Source organism: Deinococcota bacterium, from assembly GCA_030858465.1.
Taxonomy (GTDB): Bacteria; Deinococcota; Deinococci; order Deinococcales; family Trueperaceae; genus JALZLY01.
The window spans coordinates 1-26877 of the sequence record JALZLY010000084.1 but is presented as its reverse complement, the minus strand read 5'-3'; the positions used below and the strand labels follow the sequence as shown (position 1 = coordinate 26877).

The following is a 26877-nucleotide window of genomic DNA, read 5'->3' as shown; positions in this document are numbered from 1 at the left end:
CGGCACACCCATCGTCACCTACCAGGCAAACGTGCCTGGGGCGCCTGTAAAGACCCTCCCTTGAGGGTCTTTCTTTTGCCTCACTAGCCGTGCCTGGGCGTCAATGACCTGCGTGAACATTTCCTAGGGTAATCCTGAACACTACTGCCGCACCGTTTCCGCAGCCGGCCTTGCCAGCCTGAAAAGGCCGGTGGCGTCCTCATAGCTGACCCTGACGGTGTAGATGCCCCGCCCCTGCCTCATCTCCCCCACCACGCTCACAAGCTGCCCCGCCTCGAAGGTCTCGCTGAAGATCCTGCGCGGGGGCGTGCCCCGCTGGCCTGTCTGAAGGCTGGCGGGGCGCTCGTAGTAACCCTCGACGGTGACACGTCCCCGCCTCAACCGTCCTCGAAAGTCCACCGGAAACGGCTGGTCGGCGATACGCTGGCGGTTGTAGGTAAAGACATGGTCCTTCTTGTAGACCAAGACCGGCGTGTAGGGCGCGACGCCCAGATACCAGCCCTGCCACTCCCCGACCCCGAAAAAGATGATCGCACCGATAACCAAAAACCTGATGAGCCCCCCCATAGGGCAAGTATAGCCCTACCGGCGCTCGAGGCACCCGTTTGCTCGGCAGCCTCCCAAGGGAGGCCCGGCTTTTGGACAACCTCCCGGCGGTGAGCGCCTGAAGTTTCGCGTCACCGGACATCACCCTGAACCCCGGCTAGCCGCCCCGCGCCTGTGGGCGGGCCTGCCGCTTCGCCGTCTCGTGTGCCCCAGCCGCACCCTGACCAGCAGCCACAAGGAGGTGATGACCAGGAGCACGAAGACCGCGTCACCCACCAGCAGGCCGGTAGCCGAAAGCCCCACCGCGAAAAAGACGATGGCGCAGATGATGAGCAAGGCTACGCCCAACTGCGCCAGGGTGATCTTTAGGGTGGTCATACTTAAGCCTACCCGCTAGAGCGCAACAAGATCTGACGCGGCAGTCCTTCCCGGCCTGCACGCGCTCGGCGACCGCGCCGGGAGGGGGCAAGGTGGTTCGAGCGCTAATAGACCGGCTCGCCACCAGGGCTTTCTGGCAGCCCTGGGTGTCTCTGGTGGCCGCGACAGCGGCTGGCTCATCACGCGGGGCGGTTCCGCTTGAAGCTGCTCAACCAGGCAGGTAGCAGCGCAAGAGCGTCCCCTCACCCTCCAGCCGGTACGCCCCGAGACCGGCAGGCAGAACGCAGGACTCGCCCTGCTCGAGGGCCAGCGAGGTCTCCCCCGCCGCCAGCGTCACCGCGCCGTCTATGAGGGTGAGGAGTTCGACGCTCTTGGGCCGGGTCGTCTCCTCGAGGCTGCTTGCCACCGGCCAGCGTTCCATCGCGAAGTGTCCGGTCTCCACCAGGAGCGTCCGCCCGCCTGCCAGCGTCCGCGGCGCCACCTTGGCGCGCTCGCCGGGGCTGTAGTCGAGCACGTCCAGGGCCTTGTCCAGGTGCAGCTCGCGCGGCTTGCCCTGCGCGTCGCGGCGGTCGTAGTCGTAGAGGCGGTAGGTGAGGTCCGAACTCTGCTGGATCTCGAACAGCAGGATGCCCGCGCCGATGGCGTGGAGCGTCCCCGCCGGATTGTAGACGACGTCGCCGGGCGCGACCGGGACATGGTTGAGGTAGTGCTCGAGCCGTCCCGTTAGGGCGGCGCGGCGGATCTGACCCGGCGTGAGCGGCTCGCTAAAGCCCCAGATGATCTGGGCGCCCGGTTCGGCCCGCAGGATCAGCCACGCCTCCTCCTTGCCGTGAAAGCCGCTCTCGGCCTCGCGGGCGTGGGCGTAGGCGTCGTCCGGGTGGACCTGTATAGAGAGCCTGTCGCCCGCGTCGATGAACTTGGCCAGCAACGGGAAGCTGACACCATAGCGCGCTCGAGCGACCGTGCCCACAAGCGCCTCGCCCAGGCGCTCAGCGACCTCGGCCAGGGTCACGCCCGCCAGCGGGCCGTTTAAGACGCGGTTGCCCGCGTAGACCTGCCAGCTTTCGCCGAGGGGTTCGGGGCCGTCCCAAGCTACGCCCAAAAAGGAGGCCAGCTCGCCGCCGCCCCAGAGGCGGGGGCTCAGAAAGCGCGAGAGTTTGAGGGGGTAGAGGTCCATCCGGTTCCCTTCCGGGCGCAGCCGCCCTTAAAGAATTGGTGAAGCCGGTGTGCGTGCTAGCTGACCATCAGCTTACCGTTTTGGTTTACCATAGGCTCAAGATATTAACGGGGGTTAGCTCTCTCATGCTCGAGGCTTTATCTTCTTTTATCCACGACGCGGGACCGCTCGGCCCGCTCCTCTATATCCTGCTGTTCTTGCTGACGGCGCTCCTGCCCTTCATCCCCACCCCGCTGGTGAGCACGCTCGGCGGCAGCCTCCTGGGCGTCGGCCCGGCCATTCTGTACGGCACCGTCGGTCTGGCCCTGGGCGCGGCCCTGGCGCTCAACCTCTCGCGCCGGCTGGGCCGCCCGGTCATCTTGCGCCTGGTGAGCCCCAAACTCTGGCACGAGTGGGAGCAGTTTTTGGGCATCAAGTCGCTGTGGATCTGGGGCGTCATCTTTTTTGTCCTGAATATCGACTTCGCGGTGGTGGCGGCGGGACTCTCCAACCTCTCCTTGCGGCGGCTGTGGCTGACCGCGATGATCGCCCGCATCCCCTGGATCGTCCTCACCGCCTGGTTCGGCGACGCCGTCCTGCAGTCCGACCGCTACCTCGCGCCCGCCCTGGGCCTCATCGTCGTCATCTTCGCCGTCTTGCAGCTCGTGCGCGCGCGCTTCCGCCGCCTGCTCGTCGAGAAGGTGCCCGAGGTCGCCGAAGTGGTCGAGGTCGCCGAGGTGGCCGAGCTCGAGGCGGCCGCCCACGCCGAGCCGAAGCGGGAGAGCTTCAGGGAGTTAAAGTTGAAGGGCAGCGGCCAGGGGGAGTAGGGAAAAGCTCTAGTCCGACTCCGCTGTGCCGACCCCTGAATGCCGCCCTTCCGGCAGCTTCTTGCCGGGATTCATGATGCCCCTGGGGTCGAGCGCCGCCTTGAGCGCGCGCATGACCGCGAGGGACGCCCCGTGCTCGCGCTCCATATAGCGCAGCTTGCGGATGCCCACGCCGTGCTCGCCCGTCGAGGTGCCGCCCAGGCTGAGGGCGTGCTCGACCATCTTGTGGCTCACCTCTTCGACGCGGGCCTGCGCCGCGGGGTCGGCCGGGTCGAAGAAGATGGCCAGGTGAAAGTTGCCGTCGCCGACGTGGCCGACGAGGTAGGCGCTGAGCCCCGCCTCGCGGCAGTTGGCGAGCGCCGCCCCCACCGCCTCGGCCAAGCGCGAAATGGGCACGGCCACGTCGGTGACCACGCTGCGCTTGCCGGGGTTGGCGGCGACGGTCGCGTAGAACATGTTGTGGCGGGCCGCCCAGAGCCTTTCGCGCTCGCTCGCGTCGCTGCTCGAGTCAAACAGCAGCGCGCCGTGCTCCCGGGCGATTTCCTCGGCGAGGGCAGTGTCGGAAGCGACGCCCGCGGGACTGCCGTGAAACTCGAGAAAGACCGTCATCTCCTCGGGATAGCTCGTGCCCTGATGCCGGTTGACCGCGGCAATCGACAGCGGATCCACCAGCTCGCAGCGCGCCACCGGCACGCCCGAGGCGATGAGAGCGCTCACGAAGCGCGTGGCCGCCTCGACCGAGCCGAAGGGCACGCGCGCGGCGGCGGCGGCCTCGGGCAGGCCGACGAGCCGCACCGTCGCCTCGGTGATGACGCCCAAGGTGCCCTCGGCACCGCAGTAGAGCCGCGTTATGGCGTAACCGCTGCTCGACTTGCGCGCGCGCGAGCCGGTGCGGATGACCGCACCCGTCGGCGTGACCAGCTCGAGCGCCAAGACGTAGTCGGCCGTCACCCCGTAGCGCACCGCCGCCGTTCCCGAGGCGTTGGTCGAGATCATCCCGCCCAAGGAGGCGTGGGCGCCGGGGTCGATGGGAAAGAAGAGGCCGCTGCGGCGCACGTAGTCGTTGAGACGGGGATAGCTCGCGCCGGGCTGGACCACCGCCAGCAGGTCCTCGGGTCGGAACTCCAGGATCCGGTTCATCCGCGTCATGTCGAGCGAGACGCCGCCCCTGACCGGCACGGTGTGGCCCTCGAGGCTCGAGTTCACCGCCACCGGCGTGACCGGGACGCCGCGCTCGAACGCGTACAGCATCACCCGGCGCACGTCCTCGGTGGACTCGGGAAAGACCACCGCCTCGGGCAGGACGGCCTCGTCGTAGGACTCGCCGCGGGCGTGGCTCTCGAGCACCGACGCCCCGGTGCTCAGCTGGTCCTCGCGGAGCAGGGCTTTCAGGTTCGCGATCATGGCTTTAGAATACAGGAGTCAGAAGCCAGGAGACAGAACAGCAGCCTTTCTCCTGACCTCTTGACTCCTGCTCTTTCAGGCATTCTTGAGCCTCGGGTCGAGCGCGTCGCGAATGGCGTCGCCGAGCAGGTTAAAGCCGACCACCGAAAAGAAGATGGCCAGGCCCGGAAAGATCGACATCCAGGGCGCGCGCAGGAACTGCCGGTAGCCGTCCCTGATCATCACGCCCCACTCGGGGTTGGGCGGCTGCGCGCCCAGGCCCAAGAAACCCAGCGCCGCTACGTCCAAGATGGCGACGCCGACGGACAGCGTGAGCTGCACGATTAAGGGCGAGAGGGCGTTGGGCAGGATGTGCGCGAAGACGACACGCGGCGACTTCGCGCCGAGCGCCTTGGCCGCCTGCACGTACTCGGACTCGCGCAGGCCCAAGACCACGGCGCGGGTGATGCGGATATAGACCGGAATCTGGGTGATCGAGATGGCGATGAGCGCGTTGCTCAGGCTCGGCCCCAGGGTCGCTACGATGGCGATGGCCAGCAGGATGCCGGGAAAGGCCAGCAGGATGTCTACCAGCCAGACGGTGACGGTATCGACCCAGCCGCCCAGGTAGCCGGCCATGAGCCCGAGCAGGGTGCCGGTGGTCACCGCGATGGCCACGGCGACGAGGCCGACCCGCAAGGAGATGCGGCCGCCGTGCCAGACCCTGGTGAGCAGGTTGCGGCCGAGCTCGTCGGTGCCGAAGGGCGTCGACCAGCTCTGGACACCAAACCCCTCCCGCTCCGCCTCGGTCATCGTCCAGGACGGCGGCGTGAGCCGCAGGCGCAGGTTGCGGTCGCGCTGCGCGTCGTAGGGGCTGACGAGCGGCGCGAGCAGCGAGATGAGGATGAAGAAGACCACCACGCTCAGACCGAGCAGGCCGGTCGGATTGCGAAAAAAGCGGCGGACGGCGTCCTGGGCGAGCGAACGGCCCTTTTCCCGCTTGGCGGGCGCGGTCATGGTGCTCACGCGTACTGAATCCTCGGGTCGATAAAGGCGTAGGACAGGTCGACGAGCAGGTTGACCAGGACGAAGACGAAGGCGACGAAGATGACGCCGCCCTGGATGATCGGGTAGTCGCGGGCGCTGATGGCGTCGTAGACCCAGCGGCCTATGCCCGGCCAGGAGAAGACCGTCTCGGTCAGAATGGCGCCGGAGAGCAGGGTGCCAAACGACAGGCCGATGACGGTGACGACCGGCAGCAGCGCGTTTCTTAGCGCGTGCTTGTTGATGACGATGCGCGGCTTGAGTCCTTTGGCGCGCGCCGTCCTCACGTAGTCCTGACCGAGGACCTCGAGCATGGCGCTCCGCGTCATCCGCACCACGATGGCCAAGGGGATGGTGCCGAGGGCGACGCCCGGCAAGACGAGGTGGCGAAAGGCGTCCCAGGAAGCCGCCGGGTTGCCGCGCAAGAGCCCGTCCAAGACGTAGAGCCCGGTGATGGGCCGGATGCTCAGGCTCACGTCGAGCCGACCCGCCGGCGGCAGCCAGCCCAGGTTGACCGAAAAGATGTAGATGAGGATGATCGCCAGCCAGAAGACCGGAAAGGACACGCCCGCCAGGGCAAAGACCATCACGCCGGTGTCGACCAGGGTTCCGCGCCTTAGCGCCGCGACGATGCCCGCGGGAACGCCGACGAGGAGGGCGATGAGCATGGCCATGAGCGCGAGCTCGAGGGTGGCGGGAAAGCGCTGGACGAGGCCGTCGCGGACGTTGATGCGGGTGAAGTAGGAGCGGCCCAGGTCGCCCCGCAGGGCCCGGCTTACGAAGTTTAGGTACTGCGAATCGAAGACGGCGAGCGGGTTGCCCGTGCTCCGCACGGCCTCCAAGTTAACGAAGAGCGGCTGGTCGAGGCCGAGCTCGGTGCGCAGCCGCGCGCGCGATTCGGGCGTGGCCCGCTCACCCAGCATGAGCAGCGCGGGGTCGGCGGGAATCACCCGGGTGATGGTAAAGACGAGAAGGCTGATCCCAAAGAGCACCGGGATGAGCCCTAGGAGGCGCCGAAAAAAATAGGCTGTCAAATAAGGCTCCTGTCGGCTTGCCCGCCGACCGCAAGGAGGGGCGGTGGCGGAGATGAAAGGGGCGCCACCGGCGCCCCTCACCCGGTTCTCTAGTTCTTGGTCACGGTCCTGAGCGGAACGGTGCTGCCGAGCGGGCTCGGGATGAAGCCCGCTACGTTGTTTCTGACGGCGTTCAGGACGCGGTTATGGGCGACGGGCAGGTTGACCATCTCGTCGCTCACCAGCCGGTCGAGTTCCTCGTAGAGCGCCTGGCGCTCCTCCTGGCTGCCGGCCTGGCGGGCGCGGGTCAACAGGTCCAGGGCTTCGGGGCTGTCCCAGCCGAATTGCTCGGGGGCGGACGGACCGAAAAAGGTGTAGAGGAAGTTGTCGGGATCGGCGAAGTCGGCGCTCCAGCCGAGCATGTACATGGGGTAGGCGCCGGTGTTGTAGCGCTCTAAGTAGGTGCCCCACTCCTCGCTGCGCAACTCGGCGTTGATGCCCACCTCGGCCAGATAAGAGGCCATGGTGGTGGCGATGGGCTCGGGCGCGGGGTAGTAGGGGCGGCTCACCGGCATGTACCAGAGTTCGGTGTCGAAGCCGTCCTCATAGCCCGCCTCGGCCAGGAGTTCCTGGGCGCGCTCGGGGTCGTAGGGATACTCTTCGTCCAAGTCGGCGCGGCCCCAGAGCGCGGGCGGCACGAACTGGCTGGCCCTGGCGCCGAGACCGGCGTAAAAGGCCTCGACGATGGCGTCGCGGTCGATGGCGTAGGCCACCGCCTGGCGCACCCGCAGGTCGTCGAAGGGGCTGTTGGCCTGGTGGAAGGCGAGGTAGCCGACGTTCAGGTTGGCCTCGACCGTCACCACCTCGAGGTCGGCGGACCCTTCGACCTGGGGCAGGTCGTCCGAAGCGAGGTTGACGGCGATGTCCAAGTTGCCGGCCAGAAGCTGGGCCAGGCGCGCGGTGGGGTCTTCGACGCCCAAGAAGACGAGCTGTTCGACGCCCGCGCTTTCGCCCCAGTAGTCCTCATAGCGCGCGAGCGCCACGCGGTCGCCGTCGATCCACTCGACGAAGCGGAAGGGGCCGGTGCCGACCGTGCCGGCGGCCGGGCCGCCGTAGTCCTCGCCGCCTTCGCGGACCGCCTCGGGGCTGTGCAGGCCGAAGTAAGAGGAGGCCAGCATGGCGGGCAGGAAGCTCACCGAGTCGCGCAGGGTCAGCTCGACGGTGGTCTCGTCAACGGCGCGAGCCGACTCGAGCACGCTCTCCTCGTCGAAGCCGCCGAAGATCCAGGTCCAGGGCACGAAGGGCTTGTCGAAGCGGTAGTCGTTGGTAGTGTCGTTCCAGCGCTCGAGGTTGAAGACCACCGCCTCGGCGTTTAGGGGCGTGCCGTCGTGGAAGCTCACCCCCTGGCGCAGGTTGAAGGTCCACACCGTGGCGTCCTCGTTGGCCTCCCAGTCGGTGGCCAGGCCGGGCTCCAAGTCGCCCGTGCCGGGCGTGAAGAAGACCAGGTTCTCCAGGATCTGATAGGACGGCGTCAGCGAGTTGCCGTCCTGGCCGGTGTCGAGCGTGACCGGCAGGCCGCTCTGGCCGAAGACCAAGGTTTGCGCGGCAGCCAGCCCGAGACCCAAGACGAGGCTAAGCAGCACCGCAGTTCGAAGCTTGCGCATATATCCTCCTGAAGCGAGCGGGCATCTATTCGGTTTTCACCGCCTGCTAAAGGAAAACTTTACCACAAGTTTGCCCGCGCTCCAGGAAGTGTGAAGCCCCTTCTTCATTCTTCCGGCCTCCCTCGGCCTTGCTGTTGACGGCGGCGGCGGCAAACGGTTTAATAGGAGGAACAAGCTTGCGTCCCACAGTGCCCCATAATGCCCCATAACGCCCCATAATGCAGGGCCGGGTGCTAACCCCGACGGGGTGTCGCGACGGGACAGGCTTGACGGTGGTCTTCTATCCCTGAAGACCCCATCGCTCGAAAGGAGAAAGACGTTGAAAAAAGCTCTAACCACGGCCCTTCTGGCAGCTGCGCTCCTGTTGTCGGGGAGCACGCTGGCGCAGACCCTGATCGTCGCCCAGGGCACCGACGCCGTCACCCTCGACGCCGCCAACAGCACCGACTCGCCCTCGGCGACCGTCATCAGCCACATCTCCGAGACGCTCTTCGAGCTCACCCCCGAGGGCACCATCGAGCCGCTCCTGGCCGAGAGCCAGGAGGTCTCCGAGGACGGCCGCGTCTGGACGCTCAACTTGCGCCAGGGCGTGACCTTCCACGACGGCACGCCGTTCGACGCCGAGGCGGTGGTCTTCAACTTGGAGCGCTTCATCGACCCGGAGAACGCCTTCCAGTTCCGCTTCTTGCTCGCCCGCATCGAGTCGGTCGAGGCCACGGACGAGCACACCGTCGAAGTCACCCTCGCCGACACCTTCGCGCCCTTCCTGGCCCACTTGACCCACTCGTCCACGGCCATCCAGAGCCCCGCGGCCATCCAAACGCAGGGAGATGACTATGGCGACAACCCGGTCGGCACCGGCCCCTTCCGCTTCGTCTCCTGGGAGCGCGGCCAGCGCATCGACCTGGAGCGCAATGACGACTACTGGGGCGAAGCACCCGGCGTCGAGGGCGTGCGCTTTCTGACCGTGCCCGAGTCGACCACCCGCATGGCCATGGTCGAGACCGGCGAAGCCCACGTCGCCGTGCGCGTGCCCGTCCAGGACGTCTCCCGCTTGGACGCCGACCCCAACATCACCGTCGACAACACCTCGAGCGTGCGGACCATCTACATCTACTTCAACCACACCATGGAGCCCTTCACCGACGCCCGTGTGCGCCAGGCGATCAACTATGCCGTGGACAAGGAAGAGATCGCCGACTTCCTCTTAGGCGGCGCCGTGCGGCCCTCCGACGCGCCCATCGCGCCGGGCATCTTCGGCTACACCCCGGTCGGCTCCTACGACTACAACCCCGAGCGCGCCCGTGAGCTCCTCGCCGAGGCGGGCCATCCTGACGGCCTCTCGGTCACGCTCTACAGCCCCAGCGGCCGCTACCTCCAGGACATCCAGATCTCCGAGGCCATCCAGAGCCAGCTCGCCGAGGTGGGCGTCAACGCCGAGATCGAGTCGCTCGAGTGGGCGGCCTACCTCGAGCTGACCGGCCAGCCCGCCGAGGACAACATCGTGCCCATGGCCATGCTCGGCTGGGGCACGGTGACGGGCGACGCCGACTACGGCCTCTTCGCGCTCTTCCACACCAGCGAACACGTGCCCGCCGGCTCGAACCGCGCCTTTTACAGCAACCCCGAGGTCGACGAGCTCCTGGACGAGGCGCGCACCGACACCGACCCCGAGACGCGCGAGGGCCTCTACGCCGAGGCCATGCAGATCATCTGGGACGAGGCCGCCTGGCTCTTCTTGCACTCCGAGACGCAGCTCACCGCCATCCGCGACGAGGTCGAGGGCTTCGTCGTGCATCCCACCGAGCGCTACCTGGCGCATAACGCCTCGCTCCGCTGAGGACCGTCCGCCGGAGAGGGTGGGCGTTCCGCCCACCCTCCGTTATCTTTTCCGTTATCTTTAAGGTGACCATTCTTGCTGACCTATCTTCTTCGCCGCATCCTCGCCGCGCTGCCCTCTATCTTCGGCGTCATCCTCATCGTCTTTCTGATGGTGCGCTTGGCGCCCGGCGACCCGGCCCTCTTGCTGGCCGGCGAATTCGCCACGCCCGAGCAGCTCAGGCTCACCCGCGAGCGCTTGGGCCTCAACGAGCCGGGCCACGTGCAGTTCGGGATCTTTCTGGGCAACCTGGTCCAGGGCGACCTCGGCCGCTCGACGCGGACGCGCCGCGAGGTCACCAGCGAACTGCGCAGCTATTTTCCCAACACCCTGGAGCTCGCCCTCGGCGCGATGGCCGTGGCGCTGCTCATCGGCATTCCGGCGGGAATCGTCTCCGCGGTCAGGCCCAACACCGCTTTCGACTACTTAGCGACGCTGGGCGCGCTCATCGGCGTGTCGATGCCGGTCTTCTGGTTCGGCCTCTTGGCGATCCTCTTCTTCTCGGTCAACCTGGGCTGGTTTCCGGTGGCGGGCCGGGGCACGCTGGCGCACCTGGTCCTGCCGGCCGTCAGCCTGGGCGCCGGCACCGCCGCCATCATCACCCGCATGACGCGGAGCTCGATGCTCGAGGTCTTGAATCAGGACTACGTGAGGACGGCGCGCGCCAAGGGCCTGGCCAACCACCTGGTCGTCAACAAGCACGCCTTCAGGAACGCGCTCATCCCGATCGTCACCATCACCGGCTTGCAGTTCGGCACCCTGATGGCCGGCGCGGTGCTCACCGAGACGGTCTTCTCCTGGCCGGGCATCGGCCAACTCCTGGTGACCTCCATCCTCGCCCGCGACTATCCGGTCGTGCAGGGCGCGGTCCTGCTTATCGCCGTCTCCTTTATCGTCATCAACCTGCTCGTCGACCTCGTCTACGGCGCCATCGACCCGAGGATTCGCTATGAGTGAGGCTCGAGGGGTCAAAAGGGCGAGTCGCGATGGCTGAGAAACCGGGGCCTTCCACCTCGAGCCCTTCTACCCCAGGCCCTTCTACCCCAAACAGAGAGCCCGTGACGGGCACCGAGAAGACCGTCAAAGCCGGCAAGAGGGCCGGCAGCCGCTGGCGCAAGCGCTTTTTCAGGAGCCCGCTGGCCAAGATGGGCTTTGCCATCATCGTGGTCTTTCTCATCATCGTGGCCTTTGCGCCCTTTCTGGCCCCCTACAGCCCGACCAGCCAGAACCTGCGCGCGACCTACGTGCCGCCACTGGCCGGCGTGAGCACGCGCGGGCCGGAGGGCGAGTTCGGCCTCTTCGTCAGCCCGGCGAGCCGCAGTCCGGTCCAGGGCGTGGTGGTAGACGAGACGCAGCGCTATCCTATCAGGTTGTTCGTGCGCGGCCAGCCCTGGGACTGGTTCTTCGGCCTGCTGAGGAGCGACCTCAGGCTCGTCGGCGTCGACGGCCCGGCGCGCTTTCACGCGCTCGGCACCGACGAGCAGGGCCGCGACGTGCTCTCGAGGCTGATTCACGGCGCCTGGATCTCGCTCTTCATCGGCCTCATCTCGGTCGCCATCGGCGTCGGCGTCGGCGTGCCCATCGGCGCCGTGTCGGGCTTCTACGGCGGCCGCCTCGACCTGGTCGTCCAGCGCCTCGTCGATACGCTGCTGGCCTTTCCCGGCATCCTCTTGGCCATCGTCTTGGTGGCGACCCTGGGTACCGGCCTCACCAATGTGATGATCGCCGTCGGCATCGCCTCGATCCCCATCTACGCCCGCCTGGTGCGCGGCTCGGTCTTGTCGGTGCGCAACCAGGAGTACATCGAGGCGGCTCGCGCGCTCGGCAAGTCCGACCTGGCCATCTTGGTGCGGCACGTCGTTCCCAACGCCATCGCGCCGGTCATCGTGCAGTCGAGCCTGCAGATGGCGGTGGCGATTCTCTTTGCCGCCGGCCTGGGCTTTTTGGGTCTGGGGGCGCGCCCGCCTCAGCCCGAGTGGGGCCTGATGCTGGCGCGGGGCCGCGAGTACCTGGCGACCGCGCCGCACGTCGCCACCTTTCCGGGGCTCGCCATCATGCTGGTGGTCCTGGGCTTCAACCTGGTCGGCGACGCCCTGCGCGACGCGCTCGACCCGCGGATGCGCTAGGCGCGGCTCAAGGCGCCCGCTCGCTCGCGCACCAGCCTGCCGCCGTCTAGGTGATAGCGCGCGTCCACGTCCTCCACCAGACCCTCGTCGTGGGTCACCATCACCACGGCGCTGCCCTCCTGGCGGGCGAGGTCCACGAGCAGGCTGTAGACGGCTCGAGCGTTATGGCGGTCCAGGGAGCCGGTCGGCTCGTCGGCGAGGACGATGCGCGGGCGGCCGTAGAGAGAGCGCGCCACCGCGGCCCGCTGCCGCTCGCCGCCCGAGAGCGTCTTGGGCATGGCGCGCGCGCGCTCCAGGAGGCCGACCTGCGCCAAGAGCGCCTGACCCCTCGCCTCGTCGAGCGCGCCCTGGATGCGCCCGCCGATGGTCACGTTGTCGAGGACGGTCAGGTCCTCCAAGAGGTAGTGGTGCTGGAAGATGAGCCCGAGCAGACCGGCGCGCTTCTGCGCCAAGGCGTTCTGGCTGAGCGCGCTTAGCGGTTGCTCGCCCCAGTAGACCTCGCCCGCCGTGGGCCTGTCGAGCCCGGCCAGGAGGTGAAGGAGCGTGCTCTTGCCCACCCCCGAGGGCCCGAGGACGGCCACGACCTCGCCGGGCCCCAAGGCGAAGTCGAGGCCGCGCAAGACCTCGAGGACGGACCCGGCAGTGGTGAAGTGGCGGCTCAGTCCCTGGCAGCGCAAGACGGAGGTCATGGCTTTACTATACCGCCCTCCCGGCGTCCGCCCCGTGCCGCCCTGTCGCCCTGCCGCCCTGCCGCCCTGTGACGGCCGTCACACCGTAGCCACAAGGGGCGATAAGGGGCGATGAGAGAATTGCCACTCGCGCCCGCCTTTGCCGACCCGGCTCCACTCCTTCCCTGGGCTATGGTAGTCTTAAGACCAGATGAGACAAGCTTTCCCGGTAAAAGGGCGCGACGGTGTCTAGCATCCGCAGCTTTCTGGCGCAGATCCCGCTCTTCAAGGACGCGCCGCCCCGGGCGCTCGACCTGGCCACGGAGGCGGCGCAGTTGCGCAGGTACGACACCAACACGATCGTCTTTCAAGAGGGCGAGACGGGCGAGGCGCTCTACATCCTGGAGAGCGGCGTGGTCAAACTCTCCAAGGTCGACCTGGACGGTCACGAGAAGACGCTCGCCATCTTGCGCCCTCCGGAGTTCTTCGGCGAGATGGCCTTGCTCACCCAGCTCAGCCACAGCGCCACCGCCCTCTCGCTCAACAAGGTGAGCGCCTACATCCTCTTCAAGGACGACTTCTTCAAGCTGATGAACTCCTACGCGACCTTCAGCCTGAGCCTCACCGCCACCCTGGCGACCAGGCTCAAGGGCATGTACGACGAGGCGCAGATTCTGTCCTACAAGGACGCCCAGGGGCGCGTCGCCTACGTGCTCCTGAGGCTCTATCACAACGGCTTCATCGAGTTCACCGACGCCTCACTGGCGCTCATCCGCCTGACCCACCAGGACATCGCCAGCCTGGCCGGCACCAGCCGCGAGACCGTCACCCGGGCCCTGAAGTCGCTCGAGGGCGAGGGCGTCATCTCGACGCGGCCCAAGGAGGTCGTCATCAACGACCCCGAGGGCTTAGAAGAGATCCTCCACGGCGTGAGGTAGAAGCGACTGACCATCAACCATCGAAGATCCAAAAGCCCTTTTAATTTTCAGTCTTGAATTTTTAATTATCCCCATGACCGTCCACCAGCGTCCCGCTTCCCCAGCCATCCCCGGCCCGCGCGGCCTCGAGCACCTGCGGGTGATGGAGCGCGCGGCCAGCTACAGCGGCGGCGCGGTCTGCGCGCTCCATGAGCGCTACGGGCCCATCTTCAGCTTCGGCTTCGGCCCCGTCCGCTTCGTCTGGCTCGTCGGCGAGGAGGCCGTGCGGCTCGTCCTCCAGGAACGGCCGGAGAGCTTCGGGCTGAGCCGCGCCTACCGCTTTTTGGCGCCCATCACCGGCGAAAGCGCGCTCATCACCAGCGACGGCGCGCGCCACCACCAGCGCCGCAGGCTGGTCCAGCCCGCTTTCTACCCGCAGCGCCTGGGCGAGGCCTTGGCGCTCGTCCAGGCCAACGCCCGGCGTCTGGCCGACGAGCTCGCCGGACGTGAACGGGTCGACCTCCACAGCGAACTGCGCCCCCGCGTCCTCAGAACGGTCTGCGAGGTGCTGCTCGGCCCCGAGACCTTGGCGCGCCACCCCGCGCTGGTCCCGGCGGTCGCGGCGATGATGGACTTCGCCAACCTGCCCTTTCTCGCCCAAGGGTTCAAGCTGCCCCTGCCGGGCACGCCCTGGACGCGCTTTCTGTGGGCGCGGCGGCGGGCCGACGCGCTGCTCTACGGTGAGATCCGGCGCCGGCGCCCTCTTGGCGCCGGAGATGGCGTCCTGGCGATGCTGCTGGGGGCGAGGGACGAGGAGGGCCGCGGCCTGAGCGATCTCGAGGTGCGCGACCAGAGCCTGAGCCTGTTGTCGGCCGGCTTCGACACCACCTCCGCCGCCCTCAGCTGGGCGGTCTACGGGCTGCTCACCCGGCCGGACTACCTGGCGGCGCTGCGCGAGGAGCTGAGCGGGGTGCCGGTGCTTGAGCCCACTCAGCTAAAGGCCCTCGCCCGGCTCGACTGGCTCGTCAAGGAGACCCTGCGCCTCTACCCGCCTGCCCCCGCCGGGCTGCGGCAGGCGCTCGAGGACGTGCCCTTTAGGGGCTACACCATTGCCAAGGGCAGCCTCGTCGCCTTTTCGATCTACGCGACGCACCGCCAGGAGAGCCTCTACCCGTCCCCGCTGCTCTTCAAACCCGAGCGCTGGGATCCGGACGCGCCGGGCTACCGCCCCGTCTCGCCCTACGGTTACCTGCCCTTTGGCGGCGGCCTCCGCTACTGTATCGGCGCGGGCTTAGCGACCATGACCATCAAGCTCTTCCTGATCGCGCTGCTGGGGCGCTTCCGGCTGACGCCGGCCTGGACGGGCAGCGTGACGGAGACCGGCAACACCGTGCAGCCCAAGGGCGGCCTGCCGCTCAGGCTGTCGCCGCTCTAGCCTCTGCAGCTCCAGCCTCTGCGGCTCCAGCCTCTAGCGGGTTTCAGGACCGTCCCCGCAGGCTCGAGCTAACCGCCCTCTTTGCCCCTTCACCTCCTTGACCGCCTTGGCCGGGCCTCGCCTCTCGCTCAGCGAGCGCAGCTGCGAGAGGTCGACCAGGCTCCAGCCGACTTTGGATTCGAAACCCTTACAGCCCACGCCTGAACCCTCGGGCGATGGTCAACCTCTCTGTGCGGCCCGCTTGCGCTCGAGCCGAGCCTCCAGCCCGGCCTTGACCTCCGGCCATTCAAAGTGGACGACCGAGAAGACCAGGCTGTCGCGCACGAAGCCGTCTTTCATGACCATGTGGCAGCGCAGGACCCCCTCCTCCTTGGCGCCGAGCGCGCGAACCGCGCGCTGCGAGTGCTCGTTGCGGGTGTCGGTGTAGAAGTAGACGCGCAAAAAGTCGAGCGCTTCAAAGGCGTAACCGAGCATGAGCAGCTTGGCCTCGACGTTGACGCCGCCGCCCTGCACCTCGGGGTGCAACCAGGTATAGCCGAGCTCGCAGTTGCGGTGTCCCCAGCGGATGTCCGAGTAGCGGCTGCTGCCCACGACCCTCCCGCTACCCTCTTCCAGCAGGACGAAGGGATAAGCCAGCCTCTCGTCCCGCTCGCGAAAGGCGCGGCCGAAGTAGGCGCTAGCCTGTTCGGCCGTGACCGGGGTGGAGGTGAAGCGGTAGGTCTCGGGGTGGGCGGTGGCAACCGTCATGAGCGCGGGGATGTGCTCGGCCTCCAGGGGCTCGAGCCGCACCAGCCTGCCCTGAAGCGTAAGGGGATGAGCGATCACTCCTCAGTCTACCTCCTGCCTCTGCGACTGCCTCTGCGACTGCCTCTGCGGCTGCCTACTGGCGCGCGAGCTTCCGGCCTGGCGGCGGGGGACCCGGCGCCTGCAGGTCCAGCTTGTAAGGCACGATCTCGGCGTGCGCGATGGGCCGCCGCAGGCCGGTGACGCTGGCGATCAACACGGCGTGGCTCATGACGATAAGGCTCGGGAACTGGGCGTAGCGGCCAAAGACCTGCAAGGCCCGGCGCCGCACCTCCTCCAAGCTCTCCCAGGAGCGTTCCTCGGGGGGGGGCGCGTGCCTGGCGCTCCTCAGCTCCTCGCCGGCCAGCATGGCCGAGGCCTCGTCGAGGTCGGCCAAGGGATCTTTTTGCGGCAGCCATTCGTGGAGGTCGTATTCGACGTAGAGCGGCTTGTTGAGGAGCTGGTTGAGCCGCGCCGCCGACTCGAGCGCGCGCGCGTACGAACTCGTCAAGATGGCGTCCGCGCCCTGCAGGCGAGCGTCGCGCGCAATGGCTTCCATCTGCAGGCGGCCCATACCTGTCAGCGGGGCAAAGGAACGCGCCCAACCGCGCACCCCGCGCTCTTCGAGCTGCTGCCAATCGGTTTCTCCATGACGCACAAAGTATAGGTCCATGCAACGCTTTCGCGCCGGGTCGGGCGGCGCCGACCGGGCGCCAACGACCAAGCAGGTAAGATGACGCGCTCGTCGCCTGGGGCCGCAGACGCGCAACGTTCTCTGGCTAGCTTAGTCAGCGGCGCCCCAGCACGCTGTCAAAAGCTTTACTCGCTGTGGTAGGCGCGGCGTAAGGGCGGGCACAGCGAGCAGGCCGCGCTCCCGTAGAATAGACTGAACAACCATGACCCACCTCCTCATTCCTCACACAGCAGCCACGGGGCTGCCGCAGAGGCTGCCGTGATCGACCGCCTCTACCGCCAGGGCGTCTTGGGCGTCAGCGAGTTCGGGCCGGTGTCGTCGTTCATGCAGCGCTACGGCTGGCGCCTGGGCGTCGGCCGCTTCGTGGCCGGCGAGACGAGCGAGGAGGCTATCGAGGCGATCAGCGAGCTCGAGCGCCGCGGCATGAAGGGCATCCTTGACCTGCTGGGCGAGTTCGTGGACAGCGAGGAGGGCGTTCTAGCGATGGTCGGCGAGATCTCCCGCGTGCTCGAGCTCCTGCGGGCCCGCCCCATCGACCCCTACCTGAGCGTCAAGCCGACCCAGCTCGGCCTGGGGCTCGGCCTGGGGCCGGCGCTCGACAACGCCCGCGCCATCGCCAGGCGCGCCCGCGAGATCGGCGCGCAGGTCTGTCTGGACATGGAGAACTACCCCTTTGTGGACGGCACCCTGACCATGTTCGAGACGCTCCACGGCGAGGGCTTCGATAACGTCTCGACGGTCTTGCAGAGCTATCTTAAGCGCACGGAAGCCGACTTGGAGCGCCTGCTCTCGCTCGAGCCCAAACCGACCTTGCGCATCGTCAAGGGCGCCTACCGCGAGAGCGCCGAGGTCGCTTACGCGGATAAGAGAACCGTGGACAGGCAGTACCGCCAGCTGGTCAGGAGGGGCATGGAGGCCGGCGCGCGCGTCAACGTCGCCACCCACGACGAAAGGATCATCGCCGAGACGCGCGCCTACGCCGAGAGCGCGGGGCTGAGCCGGGGCGACTACGAGTTCCAGCTTCTCTACGGCGTTCGCCCGGCCCTCCAGCAAAAGCTCGTCGCCGAGGGGCAGCTGGTCAGGATCTACGTGCCCTACGGCAAGGACTGGTACGGCTACTTCAGCCGCCGCTTGGCCGAGCGCCCCGCCAACCTGCTCTTCGCCCTGCGCGGGCTCTTTGGATAGAACAGGAAGGTTCGAGGGTTGGAAGGTTCGAAGGTTGGAAGGTTAAAACCTTCCAACTTTCCAACTTTCAAACCTTTAAACTGAACCTTAAAGGAGAAATCTATGCCCGACCTCTTCGAACCCTACCGCACCGAACCCTATTCCGACTTCAGCAAAGAGGAGCCCCTGGCAAGCTACCGGCAAGCTCTCAACGAGGTACGCCAGGACCTCGGCCGGGACTACCCTCTCGTCATCGGCGGTGAACGCGTCAAGACCGGCAGGTGGCTCGAGTCGCACAACCCGTGCAGGGCGGGCGAGGTGGTCGGCCGCACCGCCATGGGCGGTCCCGACGAGATCGAGCGCGCCATCGAGACCGCCTGGCAGACCTATGAAGGCTGGTCGCGGCTCGCTATGGCGCAGCGCGCCCGGGCGCTCGTCAAGCTGGCCGCGGTGATGCGCCGCCGCAAGCTCGAGCTCTCCGCCTGGATGACCCTGGAGGCCGGCAAGAACTACGCCGAGGCCGAGGCGGACGTCGCCGAAGCCATCGACTTCGTCGAGTACTACGCCCGCCAGGCGCTGAAGCTGGACGGCCCGCTTCAGACCTACGACTATCCCGGCGAGGAGAACACCTCGTTTCTGGTCCCGCTGGGCGTCGGTTTGATCATCCCGCCCTGGAACTTCCCGCTGGCGATCCTCGTCGGCATGGCCGTCGGCCCGGCGGTCGTCGGCAACACCGTCATCGTCAAGCCCTCACCCGATACGCCCATCATCGGCCACAAGTTCATGGAATGCTTAGACGAGTCGGGCTTCCCGCCGGGCGTCGTCACCTACCTGACCGGCGCGGACGCCGACTTGGGCGATGCCTTGGTCGACCACCCGAGGGTTCGCTTCATCAACTTCACGGGCTCGCTGGCGACCGGCACGCGCATCAACGAGCGCGCGGCCAAAGTCCAGCCGGGCCAAAGGTGGCTCAAAAAGGTGTTCTTGGAGATGGGCGGCAAGGACGCGCTCATCATCGACGAGACCGCCGATTTGGATTATGCCGCCGAGATGGCGGTCATGAGCGGCTACGGCTTCCAGGGCCAGAAGTGCTCGGCGATGAGCCGCCTGATCGTGGTCGAGGAGGTCTACGACGAGCTGCTCCAAAAGTTCAAGGCCAAGGTCGAGGCCTTGGACATCGGCCCCGCCGAAGACAACGCTAAGCTCTGCGCGGTCATCAACCCCAAGGCCGTCGACAAGATCATGGGCTATATCGCAAAGGGCAAGGAGGAAGCCAGGCTCGTCACCGGCGGGGCGAGGGCCGAGGGCGAGGGCCACTTCGTCCAGCCGACCGTCTTCGCGGACGTGCCGGAAGACGCCGTAATCGCCCAGGAGGAGATCTTCGGCCCGGTGGTGGCGGTCATCAAGGCCAGGGACTATGACGACGCCCTCAGAATCGCCAACAGCACCGTCTTCGGCCTGACGGGCGGGGTCATCTCCAAGCGCCGCGACAGGCTCGAGCAGGCTCGGCGGGAGTTTCAAGTCGGCAACCTCTACTTGAACCGCAAAATCACCGGCGCGCTGGTGGGCGTCCAGCCCTTCGGCGGCTACAAGCTCTCGGGCAGCAACGCCAAGGCCGGCGGCCCCGATTATCTGAGGCTCTTCATGGAGATGAAGACGGTCACCGAAAGGTTCGATAGCGGGCCCAAGACGCCCAAGGTGGAGCCAAAGGCGATCTGACCGCAAGGAGCCGGAGCGCCTATACTCCCCTCCTGGCTCCTGACTCCCAAGGCAATGCGCCGCTAACCCTTCACCGCCCCCATCGTCAGCCCCGAGATGATGTAGCGCTGGATGATCAGCGTCAAGAGAATCACCGGCAGGGTGATCAGGACCGCCGCCGCGCCTAAGCCGCCAAAGTCGATCTGGCCGTAGGAGATGAAGTTGAAGACCGCCACCGGCACCGGGCGGGTGTTCGGCCCCGACAGGACCAAACTGAAAAGGAACTGGTTCCAGGAAAAGATGAAGGCCAGGATGCTCGCCGCCACGATGCCCGGCCCCGACAGCGGCAGGACCACCCGGAAAAAGGTGCCCAGGCGGCTGGCCCCGTCGACGAAGGCCGCCTCCTCGAGCTCGCGGGGCACACCCTCGAAAAAGGAGATCATGATCCAGATGATTAAGGGCATGCCGACGATCAGGTGGGTCAGCGTCAGCGCCACATAGCTGTCGAGCAGCCCCAGGGCCCGAAAGGCGAGGTACCAGGGCACCAGATAGGTGATGTAGGGCGTCAGCCGCGCGATCAGGATAGCCAAGGCCAGGCCGTTCTGCTTGAATCTAGCGATCGAGTAGGCGGCGGGCAGGCCGAGCACCAGCCCGAAGCCGGTAGACAGGCTGGCGATCACAAAGGAGTTCCAGGTGAACTCCAAAAAGTTGTTGCGCCGGATCACGTTCTGGTAGTTTTCCAGAGTCGGCGTGAACCACCAGACCGGCACCGGGCTGACGTTGTCGACTTGGCTTCTGAAGCTCGTCAGGATCATCCAGTAGAAGGGAAAGAGCATGACGACGAGCACCAGCGCGATGAGGAGCCCCGTCCCCAGCGCCTTGAGGCGCCTGATGCGCAGGGCCTGGTCGCGCTGCCGGGCCGGACTCGGCGCCGCAGCGCGCCTTGCCAGGGGCTGGCTCACTGCGACCTCCTCAACAGGTTGAGAAAGATGGCGATGGTCAAGACCACGACCATCAGGAAGATGAGCAGCGTCGCCGCGTAGCCGGCGTGCATGAAGACGAAGCCGGTGGTGTAGGCAAAGACGTTGAGCGTCTCGGAGGCCGTGCCCGGCCCGCCCTCGGTGATCACCCAGATGATGTCGAAGGTCTTCAAGGCGTCCACGGTGCGGAGGATGAGGGCCACCACGATGGCCGCGCGGATCCCCGGCAGGGTGACGTTCACAAAGGCCTGCCAGCCGTTCGCCCCGTCGATGCGCGCGGCCTCGTAGTGCTCCTGCGGCACCCCTTGCAGGGCGGCCAGGAGGATGAGCGCGACCATCGGCGTCCACTGCCAGACGTCGACCAAGACCAGCGAGGGAATCGCCAGGTTGCTCTGCGCCACCCAGAGCAGGCGCGGCAGGCCGAGCGACTCGAGAAAATAGTTGAGCACCCCGAGGCTCGGGTTGAACATCAGGGCCCAGATGAGCGCGATCGCCACCGGCGTCGCCACCATCGGCAGGAGCATGACGGTGCGGACCAGGCCGCGGCCGGGAAAGTTGCGGTTGAAGAGCACCGCGATAGCGAGGCCCAAGACGAGCTGCAAGGGCACCGCCAGCGCGGTGAAGTAGAAGGTATTTCTGAGGCCGTTCCAGAAGCGCCGGTCGTTCAGGGCCTGCTGGTAGTTCTCGAGGCCGACGAAAAGCGGCCGGCCGCCGACGAACCAGTCGTAGCTCGAGAGCACGACATTGGCCAGCATCGGCCCCAAGATCAAGACGACGATGGCCAAGACCGCAGGTAGCGGGAAGAGGTAGGGTGCGTACTTGTCGATGAAATTCATGCTTCGACCCATAAAGCGGGGGATCTGGGTGGGATCTGGGGTCTAGGCTTGTGACTTTTCCCTAGACCCCAGCCCCCAGCACCTAGACCCTGGTCTTCAGCGCTGCGAGCGCTCCACGATGCGGTCCATCTCCTGCGCGGCCTGCTCCAGGGCCTGCGCCACGTCGCGGCCCTCGAGCGCCGCGACGATCGCCTGACCGTAAGCGTCGCGCACCTCGGCCACGGGGATCACCGGCGGATTCCAGAGCGGGTCGCCTACCTCATAGGACGCCTGCGAGGCCGCGATCCAGTCGGCGGGCGCGGTCGCCTGAAATTCCGGGTCTTCCCAGGCCGAGGCTCTAGCCGCCGGAATTCCCGCTAGGGCAGCACGTATCTGGTTCTCTCTCGAGAGCGCCCACTGGATGAAGTACCAGGCGGCCTCGGGGTTGGCCGACGCCTGGTTGACCGCCAGACCCCAGACCAGGACGGTGGGCCGCTGACCCGCCGGTCCCGCCGGGATAGGCGCGTAGGCAGTGTTCTCGCGCACCACGTCAAGGGTCTGCGCGGGGTCCTCGATGATCGAGCGGAAGACGTTGGCGTCGAAGATCATGGCCGCCTGGCCCTGGGCGTAGAGGCTCGTCACCTCGGCCCAGTGCAGGTTGGTCGGTCCGGGCGGGCCGAAGTCGCGCAGCAGGTTGGCGTAGAAACTCAACGCCTCCTGGCTCTCGGGGCTGGCGAGCGCCGAACTTCCGTCCTCACTGAGCCAATCGCCGCCAAAGGATTTTAAAAAGTTGACGATCTGGCTGGTCGCCGCCGCGCCGCGCCCGCGCATGGCGATGCCGGCGACGCTGCCCTGATCGAGCCGCTCGGCGTAGCCGCGCAGCTCCTCCATCGTCTGCGGAGGCCCAGCGAGCCCCGCCTCCGCGAAGAGGTCCTCGCGGTAGAAGAGGACGCTCGACTCGATCTGCAGCGGCAGGCCGGAGATGCCCTCGGGCGTGCGGAAGGTGCCGATGGCGCCCTCGAAAAAGTCATCGATGTCCAGCTCGGGGTCGGTCAGGCTGGAGTCGGCGACGAAGTCGTCTAGGTACCTCACCCAGCCCGCACCCAGGTACTGCGCGCCCTCCTGGCCGGGCATGAACATGTAGCCGTCTAAAGTAGCCGCCCCGCTCGAGACCTCCAGGAGCCGCCGCTGCCGGAACTGGTCCTCGGGAAAGATCTCGAGGGTTATGGTGATGCCGGTCTGCTCCTGAAACTCGGGGATGAGCGGCTCGATGAAGTTGGTGAAGGGGTGGCGGTTCATGATGAAGCGGACACTGCTTCCCTCAAAGCGCCGCCAGTCGAAGTCCTGGGCCGCAGCGAAGCCGAAGCCCGCCACCACCAGGAGAACCAAAAAGGTCGTTGCTCTTCGCTTCATGCTCTTCCTCTTTCTCGCCAAACGCGCAAGGTCCCTGGCATGGCTGGTCCGGGCATGGCTGGTCCGGACTCTGGGTCTCGGGTGGAGGTCTCGTGCGGGCGCACGGCCTCGGCCAGGCTTCTATTTTCTTTCAGGGCCAGTCTACCGGCCTTGCTCTTGGCCTGTCAATCCAGGTGCCCGTCACGCTCCCCTAGAAGAACAGCTCGTCTTCCGCCGTCAGGGCGTCGTAGAGCGCCTCCTGCCTCCGCTTGGCCCGCGCGTGGGCTTCGCGGTGCGCCTCGGAGGGCATGACCGGCGCCAAGAGCTCGCTGCAAGGCGGCTCGAGGCCGCGGTAGCGGGCCAGGAGATAGGCCAGCCCGCGGCTGCTCGTTTCCCTCTCGTCTACGGGATAGACGGGCTTTTGCGTGACGTCGGCGAGGATCTGCTGCCAGACCGGCGAGGCCAACAGCGCGCCGCCGCTGGCGACGATGCGGGACTTGTCGGGCAGCCTCTCGATCACCAGGGCCAAGCGGTAGACGACCGCCTCGAGCCAAGCCCGCACGATGTCCTCGTTGCTGGTGGCACTGCGCAGGCCGAGCATGACGCCGCTCGCCTGCGCCCGCCAGCCCGGCGCGCGCTCGCCCTTCAAAAAGGGCAGGACGGTGAGGCCGTGGGCCGCCGGTGCCTGGCTGGACAGAAGCTCCTCGAGCGCGTCCGGAGGCGGCAACTTGAAGCGTTCGCGCAGCCAGGCATAGGAAGCCCCCCCTTCGGAGAGCGCGCCGCCGAGCAGGCTGTAGCTCTTGTCGACGCGGTAGGCCCAGAGCCCGCGCGGTTTGGGCGGGCAGCCCGATTCCACCACCCGCGCCGCGCTCGTCGAGCCGATGGTGACCACCAGCGCGCCCTCGTCCAGAGCGGCGCTGCCGAGGTTGGCCGCGGCGCCGTCGCCGAGCGCCAGATAGAAGTCCGCCTCGGCCAAGGCGGGCCAGCGCTCGGCCCAAGGGCGGGCCAGGCCGGTCACGGTCTCGCTCACGTCCGCGAGCTCTAAGAGGCGGTCCCGGCCGACAGGCAGATGGGCCAGCAGCTCATCCGACCAGTCGAGCGCCCCCCTGTCGAGCATACCCGCCCATGAGGCCACCGACAGGCTCATCTTGGGCGGGCGCCCGAACCACTGCCAGTAGAGAAAGCTCGACAGGTCGGTCCAGACCTCGGCCCGCTCGAAGCGCTCCGGCTGCTTGCGGGCCAGGTGCAGGAGCTGCGCGGGCCAGTAGGCGGGGTGAAAGGGGCAGCCGGTGCGAGCCGTAAGGCCGGCGGCCGCCCCGCCCAGCCCGGCCCCCAACTCGGCGGCCTCGGCGTGGCTGCGGGTGTCGGCGTAGGAATAGACGGGCGTGACCGCCTCACCCGCCTTCGTCAGCCCCACGAGATTACCGACCAGCGTGGTCATGCCGGCGGCGACGACGCGTTCCCCTCGAAGCCCGTCAAGCGCCTCGTCGATCACCTCCGCCACGTTGTCCAGCAGCCGGGCCGCGTCGAGGACGGCTTGGCCCTCCTCGTCCTGATACCAGGGCTGTGGCCGCCGGGCGCCCCCCGCGACGCGAACCCCGCGGGCGTCATAGAGGAACGCCCGCGCCGACGAGGAGCCGAGGTCGAGGATGAGCAGTCTGTCCTTCACAACCTCCCGAGTCTACCGCACCGAGTTCACCGCACCGAGTCCACTGCACCGAGCCCACTGCACCGAGTCCACTGCACCGAGCCCAGCGCAGCCGCCCCTGGAACCGCTTGCCGTGAGCGCCTCGAGAGCGTGCTCGAGGTAGGCTTGAGCGGCGGAGGATGAAATGGAGGACGAGAATGAAAGTCTTGCTGCCCGATAGCGTCGCGCTCGAGTTGGAGGCCCCCGAGGGCGTCTCCTTGGTAATCTACGAGGTCACCAAGCCCATACCGCCCGAACACCGGGACGCCGAGGCCCTGGTGGTCTGGGGCAACGCCGGCTCGGCGGTCAATGAGGCGGCGCGGACGATGCCCCGGCTGCGCTGGGTGCAGACGCTGGCGGCCGGGCCCAACAACCTGCTCGAGGCCGGGTTTGCAGAGGAGACCATCCTCACCTCCGGCCGCGGCCTTCACGACGGCACGGTCGCCGAGCACGGCCTGGCGCTGCTGCTCGCCGCCTGCCGCCGCCTTCACGAGATGCGCGACGCCCAAAGGGAGCACGCCTGGCCCGGTCATCTGGGCGGCTTGCAGCCCATCAAGCCCAGGGGCGACTTTCGCACCCTCGACGGCGCTAAGCTGCTCGTCTGGGGCTTTGGCAGCATCGCCGCGCGGCTCGCCCCGCTGCTCACCGCCTTGGGCGCCGAAGTCGAGGGCGTCGCGCGCTCGTCGGGTACCCGCCACGGCTACCCCGTCCACGCCGAAGAGGACCTGGGGGGACTGCTGCCTCACTGCGACGCCCTCGTCATGATCCTGCCCTCGACGCCGAGCACCCGTCACGCCCTGGAGGCCGAGCGCCTGAGTCGCCTGCCCGCTCACGCCTGGCTCGTCAACGTGGGCCGCGGCGACACGGTCGACGAGAGGGCGCTGGTCGAGGCCCTACAGGAAGGTCACATCGCCGGGGCGGCGCTCGATGTCTTCGAGGAGGAGCCCCTGCCGGAGAGCTCGCCGCTTTGGGAGATGAGCAACGTCATCATCTCGCCCCACGCCGCCGGCGGGCGGCCCGTGGGCGCGGCGGGGCTGATCCTGCGCAACCTCGAGCGGCTGCGCAGCGAGCAGCCGCTCGAGAACGTGGTGGACCGGCAGCGCGGCTACTGAGGCCACTGCCGCTACTTGTCGGCGCCCTACTCGTCGGTGGGAGTGACATCTTCCGGTTTGACCTTATACTCGTGATATTCATGTCCACCGAACTTGTAGCGCATGGCGGCCAGGAGCTGCCCGGCGAAGGAAGGGTCCTGCTGGCTGCGAAAGCGCATCATGAGCGCCAGGCTGATGACGGGCGCGGGTACGCCGAGTTCTACGCTTTCCGCCACCGTCCAGCGCCCGGTGCCCGACTCTCCTACGTGATCGCTGAGCCGTGAGGGGTCGGGGTCTTCGCTCAGCGCGGCGGCGGTGAGGTCCAAAAGCCACGACCTCACCACGCTGCCGTGCCGCCAGATGTCGGCCACCTGCTCCAAGTCGAGCGCAAACACGTCCTTGGACTTCATCAACTCGAAACCCTCGGCATAGGCCTGCATGAGCCCGTACTCGACGCCGTTATGGATCATCTTGACGAAGTGGCCCGCGCCCGAGGGGCCGACATGGCCCCAGCCCTTATCGGAGGCGGGCGCAAGCGCTTTGAGGAAGGGCTCGAGCCTGGTGACCGCCTCGGCCTCTCCGCCCACCATCATGGAGAAGCCGTTCTCGAGGCCCCACACGCCACCCGAGGTACCCACGTCGACATAGTGAATACCTTGCGCTTCGAGTGCATCAGCGCGCCGCATGGTGTCCTGGTAGTTGGAGTTGCCGCCGTCGACGACGATGTCGCCCTCGCCGATCAACGCCAGCAACGCTTCGACGGTGCTTTCGACGGCTCCGCCCACCGGAACCATCAGCCAGACGACTCGAGGAGCAGGGAGAGCCTCGACCAGATCCTCGAGGGACGTGACCGAGGTGGCACCCGCTTCCTCAGCCGCTTGCAGGTTGCCCTCGTTCAGGTCATAGCCCACCACCTCATGGCCCGCCTTCAGCAAACGGCGGATCATGCCGTTGCCCATTTTGCCCAGCCCTACAAATCCTAATCTCATACGCTAAGCATAACCCGTCATCAAGGCCAAGGCGGATGGCGTGATAAGAGGATTGCAACTTTGCAAAGTTCAAAGGCAAGGGTAGCCGAGCATCGGAGAGACTACCGGAGAGACTGAGGAGGCGGGTGGCGCGTTGCTTCATGCCAAACGAGCCCTCTCTGAAAGTGCCCGAGTTCCAAGGGCTGAGCTCCGGCTAGAGCTCGAGAGAGAGCAGAGAGCGCAGCAATTCGAAATGAAGGTCGCAAACCGCGTCAGGGACACAACGTGAAACGAGCCAATATACATCAGCAATATATATCAGGTAGTGAAAACAGTGCTTCTGGACGCTCTCAGAGTATGCTCACTTCGAATTGCTGCAGAGAGCGCTGAAGGCTTGACATAAGGTGTGATAATTTTGTACACTTAGTCTTGCCGTCAAAGAGGCGGCGAGGACCATGACAGCGGAATAGGAAGAAGAAAAGAGCAAGATTTGTTGTTTTTCATTAGTGGAAAGCAACCTGATAAAGAAACGGGTTAAGTTATTAAGGGCACACGGTGGATGCCTTGGC

The 26877-nt window shown here is 66.9% G+C and carries 24 protein-coding genes; 9 read left to right on the top strand and 15 right to left on the bottom strand.

The genetic code is table 11. The features are described 5' to 3' along the window. Nucleotides 1–141 precede the first annotated feature (141 nt). From M3498_04045 to M3498_04035, 3 genes are all read right to left on the bottom strand, one after another. On the bottom strand, nucleotides 142–567 hold the full coding sequence (locus M3498_04045; GenBank protein MDQ3458468.1) for a hypothetical protein: 426 nt from the start codon (nucleotides 565–567) through the stop codon (nucleotides 142–144). A gap of 120 nt (nucleotides 568–687) precedes the next feature. After that, nucleotides 688–924, bottom strand: coding sequence for a hypothetical protein (locus M3498_04040; protein ID MDQ3458467.1), 237 nt, complete (start codon nucleotides 922–924; stop codon nucleotides 688–690). A gap of 208 nt (nucleotides 925–1132) precedes the next feature. Beyond that, on the bottom strand, nucleotides 1133–2101 hold the full coding sequence (locus M3498_04035; protein ID MDQ3458466.1) for a class I mannose-6-phosphate isomerase: 969 nt from the start codon (nucleotides 2099–2101) through the stop codon (nucleotides 1133–1135). Nucleotides 2102–2226: 125 nt separating this feature from the next. Here M3498_04035 and M3498_04030 point away from each other — a divergent pair, with 125 nt between their 5' ends. After that, nucleotides 2227–2907 carry a VTT domain-containing protein gene (locus M3498_04030; protein ID MDQ3458465.1) on the top strand — a complete coding sequence of 227 codons (681 nt, stop codon included), beginning with the start codon at nucleotides 2227–2229 and terminating at the stop codon, nucleotides 2905–2907. 9 nt (nucleotides 2908–2916) lie between these two features. Here the strand turns inward: M3498_04030 and M3498_04025 are convergent, their stop codons facing one another. The 4 genes from M3498_04025 to M3498_04010 form a co-directional block, all read right to left on the bottom strand. Further along, nucleotides 2917–4311 (bottom strand): FAD-binding protein, encoded by a 1395-nt coding sequence (locus tag M3498_04025; protein ID MDQ3458464.1) that lies wholly within the window; start codon nucleotides 4309–4311, stop codon nucleotides 2917–2919. Between the two features lie 75 nt (nucleotides 4312–4386). Beyond that, nucleotides 4387–5307 carry an ABC transporter permease gene (locus M3498_04020; GenBank protein MDQ3458463.1) on the bottom strand — a complete coding sequence of 307 codons (921 nt, stop codon included), beginning with the start codon at nucleotides 5305–5307 and terminating at the stop codon, nucleotides 4387–4389. A 5-nt stretch (nucleotides 5308–5312) separates the two neighbouring features. After that, a complete protein-coding gene (locus M3498_04015; GenBank protein ID MDQ3458462.1) occupies nucleotides 5313–6368 on the bottom strand; it encodes an ABC transporter permease in 1056 nt (351 codons plus the stop codon). An 89-nt stretch (nucleotides 6369–6457) separates the two neighbouring features. Continuing rightward, nucleotides 6458–8011 carry an ABC transporter substrate-binding protein gene (locus M3498_04010; protein MDQ3458461.1) on the bottom strand — a complete coding sequence of 518 codons (1554 nt, stop codon included), beginning with the start codon at nucleotides 8009–8011 and terminating at the stop codon, nucleotides 6458–6460. Between the two features lie 319 nt (nucleotides 8012–8330). Here M3498_04010 and M3498_04005 point away from each other — a divergent pair, with 319 nt between their 5' ends. The 3 genes from M3498_04005 to M3498_03995 all read left to right on the top strand — a co-directional run bounded on the left by M3498_04005 (nucleotide 8331) and on the right by M3498_03995 (nucleotide 12016). Next, nucleotides 8331–9851: a glutathione ABC transporter substrate-binding protein gene (locus tag M3498_04005; GenBank protein ID MDQ3458460.1), complete on the top strand. Its 1521-nt coding sequence runs from the start codon at nucleotides 8331–8333 to the stop codon at nucleotides 9849–9851. Nucleotides 9852–9926: 75 nt separating this feature from the next. Beyond that, entirely contained in the window at nucleotides 9927–10847 is a 921-nt protein-coding gene (locus M3498_04000) for an ABC transporter permease (GenBank protein ID MDQ3458459.1), read from the top strand. A 188-nt stretch (nucleotides 10848–11035) separates the two neighbouring features. Continuing rightward, nucleotides 11036–12016, top strand: coding sequence for an ABC transporter permease (locus M3498_03995; GenBank protein ID MDQ3458458.1), 981 nt, complete (start codon nucleotides 11036–11038; stop codon nucleotides 12014–12016). Here M3498_03995 and M3498_03990 read toward each other — a convergent pair. Continuing rightward, nucleotides 12013–12705 carry an ABC transporter ATP-binding protein gene (locus M3498_03990; protein ID MDQ3458457.1) on the bottom strand — a complete coding sequence of 231 codons (693 nt, stop codon included), beginning with the start codon at nucleotides 12703–12705 and terminating at the stop codon, nucleotides 12013–12015. The two genes, M3498_03995 and M3498_03990, sit on opposite strands and share 4 nt — an antisense overlap. Nucleotides 12706–12929: 224 nt before the next feature. Here M3498_03990 and M3498_03985 point away from each other — a divergent pair, with 224 nt between their 5' ends. Continuing rightward, nucleotides 12930–13622, top strand: a complete 693-nt coding sequence (locus tag M3498_03985) for a Crp/Fnr family transcriptional regulator (protein MDQ3458456.1) — start codon at nucleotides 12930–12932, stop codon at nucleotides 13620–13622. A 73-nt stretch (nucleotides 13623–13695) separates the two neighbouring features. After that, complete coding sequence (locus tag M3498_03980) at nucleotides 13696–15036, top strand: cytochrome P450 (protein MDQ3458455.1); 1341 nt, start codon at nucleotides 13696–13698, stop codon at nucleotides 15034–15036. Nucleotides 15037–15255: 219 nt separating this feature from the next. Here M3498_03980 and M3498_03975 read toward each other — a convergent pair whose 3' ends face one another. Beyond that, nucleotides 15256–15861, bottom strand: a complete 606-nt coding sequence (locus M3498_03975) for a GNAT family N-acetyltransferase (GenBank protein ID MDQ3458454.1) — start codon at nucleotides 15859–15861, stop codon at nucleotides 15256–15258. Between the two features lie 55 nt (nucleotides 15862–15916). Beyond that, on the bottom strand, nucleotides 15917–16492 hold the full coding sequence (locus M3498_03970; protein ID MDQ3458453.1) for a phosphoglycerate mutase family protein: 576 nt from the start codon (nucleotides 16490–16492) through the stop codon (nucleotides 15917–15919). Nucleotides 16493–16771: 279 nt separating this feature from the next. Between M3498_03970 and M3498_03965 the strand changes: the two genes are divergently transcribed. Together M3498_03965 and pruA are read left to right on the top strand one after the other, a co-directional pair. Continuing rightward, complete coding sequence (locus M3498_03965; protein MDQ3458452.1) at nucleotides 16772–17698, top strand: proline dehydrogenase family protein; 927 nt, start codon at nucleotides 16772–16774, stop codon at nucleotides 17696–17698. A 102-nt stretch (nucleotides 17699–17800) separates the two neighbouring features. Beyond that, complete coding sequence (gene pruA, locus M3498_03960) at nucleotides 17801–19396, top strand: L-glutamate gamma-semialdehyde dehydrogenase (protein MDQ3458451.1); 1596 nt, start codon at nucleotides 17801–17803, stop codon at nucleotides 19394–19396. A gap of 62 nt (nucleotides 19397–19458) precedes the next feature. Here pruA and M3498_03955 read toward each other — a convergent pair whose 3' ends face one another. From M3498_03955 to M3498_03940, 4 genes are all read right to left on the bottom strand, one after another. After that, a complete protein-coding gene (locus M3498_03955; protein MDQ3458450.1) occupies nucleotides 19459–20337 on the bottom strand; it encodes a carbohydrate ABC transporter permease in 879 nt (292 codons plus the stop codon). Beyond that, complete coding sequence (locus tag M3498_03950) at nucleotides 20334–21191, bottom strand: sugar ABC transporter permease (GenBank protein ID MDQ3458449.1); 858 nt, start codon at nucleotides 21189–21191, stop codon at nucleotides 20334–20336. Before M3498_03950 ends, M3498_03955 begins: the two co-directional genes overlap by 4 nt. A gap of 96 nt (nucleotides 21192–21287) precedes the next feature. Beyond that, complete coding sequence (locus tag M3498_03945) at nucleotides 21288–22583, bottom strand: sugar ABC transporter substrate-binding protein (GenBank protein MDQ3458448.1); 1296 nt, start codon at nucleotides 22581–22583, stop codon at nucleotides 21288–21290. A gap of 190 nt (nucleotides 22584–22773) precedes the next feature. After that, entirely contained in the window at nucleotides 22774–24231 is a 1458-nt protein-coding gene (locus tag M3498_03940; GenBank protein ID MDQ3458447.1) for an FGGY-family carbohydrate kinase, read from the bottom strand. Between the two features lie 176 nt (nucleotides 24232–24407). Here M3498_03940 and M3498_03935 point away from each other — a divergent pair, with 176 nt between their 5' ends. Continuing rightward, complete coding sequence (locus M3498_03935; protein ID MDQ3458446.1) at nucleotides 24408–25361, top strand: phosphoglycerate dehydrogenase; 954 nt, start codon at nucleotides 24408–24410, stop codon at nucleotides 25359–25361. A 26-nt stretch (nucleotides 25362–25387) separates the two neighbouring features. Here M3498_03935 and gnd read toward each other — a convergent pair whose 3' ends face one another. Beyond that, entirely contained in the window at nucleotides 25388–26329 is a 942-nt protein-coding gene (gene gnd / locus M3498_03930) for a decarboxylating 6-phosphogluconate dehydrogenase (protein ID MDQ3458445.1), read from the bottom strand. Nucleotides 26330–26877 lie beyond the last annotated feature (548 nt).

Excerpts from the sequence above, each read along its gene's own strand:
- M3498_04040 (MDQ3458467.1), bottom strand. The coding sequence starts at position 924 with ATGACCACCCTAAAGATCACCCTGGCGCAGTTGGGCGTAGCCTTGCTC.
- M3498_04020 (MDQ3458463.1), bottom strand. The coding sequence starts at position 5,307 with ATGACCGCGCCCGCCAAGCGGGAAAAGGGCCGTTCGCTCGCCCAGGAC.
- M3498_03970 (MDQ3458453.1), bottom strand. The coding sequence starts at position 16,492 with ATGGACCTATACTTTGTGCGTCATGGAGAAACCGATTGGCAGCAGCTC.
- M3498_04035 (MDQ3458466.1), bottom strand. The coding sequence starts at position 2,101 with ATGGACCTCTACCCCCTCAAACTCTCGCGCTTTCTGAGCCCCCGCCTC.
- M3498_04045 (MDQ3458468.1), bottom strand. The coding sequence starts at position 567 with ATGGGGGGGCTCATCAGGTTTTTGGTTATCGGTGCGATCATCTTTTTC.
- pruA (MDQ3458451.1), top strand. The coding sequence starts at position 17,801 with ATGCCCGACCTCTTCGAACCCTACCGCACCGAACCCTATTCCGACTTC.
- M3498_03995 (MDQ3458458.1), top strand. The coding sequence starts at position 11,036 with ATGGGCTTTGCCATCATCGTGGTCTTTCTCATCATCGTGGCCTTTGCG.
- M3498_03935 (MDQ3458446.1), top strand. The coding sequence starts at position 24,408 with ATGAAAGTCTTGCTGCCCGATAGCGTCGCGCTCGAGTTGGAGGCCCCC.
- M3498_03990 (MDQ3458457.1), bottom strand. The coding sequence starts at position 12,705 with ATGACCTCCGTCTTGCGCTGCCAGGGACTGAGCCGCCACTTCACCACT.
- gnd (MDQ3458445.1), bottom strand. The coding sequence starts at position 26,329 with ATGAGATTAGGATTTGTAGGGCTGGGCAAAATGGGCAACGGCATGATC.
- M3498_04010 (MDQ3458461.1), bottom strand. The coding sequence starts at position 8,011 with ATGCGCAAGCTTCGAACTGCGGTGCTGCTTAGCCTCGTCTTGGGTCTC.
- M3498_04025 (MDQ3458464.1), bottom strand. The coding sequence starts at position 4,311 with ATGATCGCGAACCTGAAAGCCCTGCTCCGCGAGGACCAGCTGAGCACC.
- M3498_03950 (MDQ3458449.1), bottom strand. The coding sequence starts at position 21,191 with ATGAATTTCATCGACAAGTACGCACCCTACCTCTTCCCGCTACCTGCG.
- M3498_03945 (MDQ3458448.1), bottom strand. The coding sequence starts at position 22,583 with ATGAAGCGAAGAGCAACGACCTTTTTGGTTCTCCTGGTGGTGGCGGGC.
- M3498_04030 (MDQ3458465.1), top strand. The coding sequence starts at position 2,227 with ATGCTCGAGGCTTTATCTTCTTTTATCCACGACGCGGGACCGCTCGGC.
- M3498_03980 (MDQ3458455.1), top strand. The coding sequence starts at position 13,696 with ATGACCGTCCACCAGCGTCCCGCTTCCCCAGCCATCCCCGGCCCGCGC.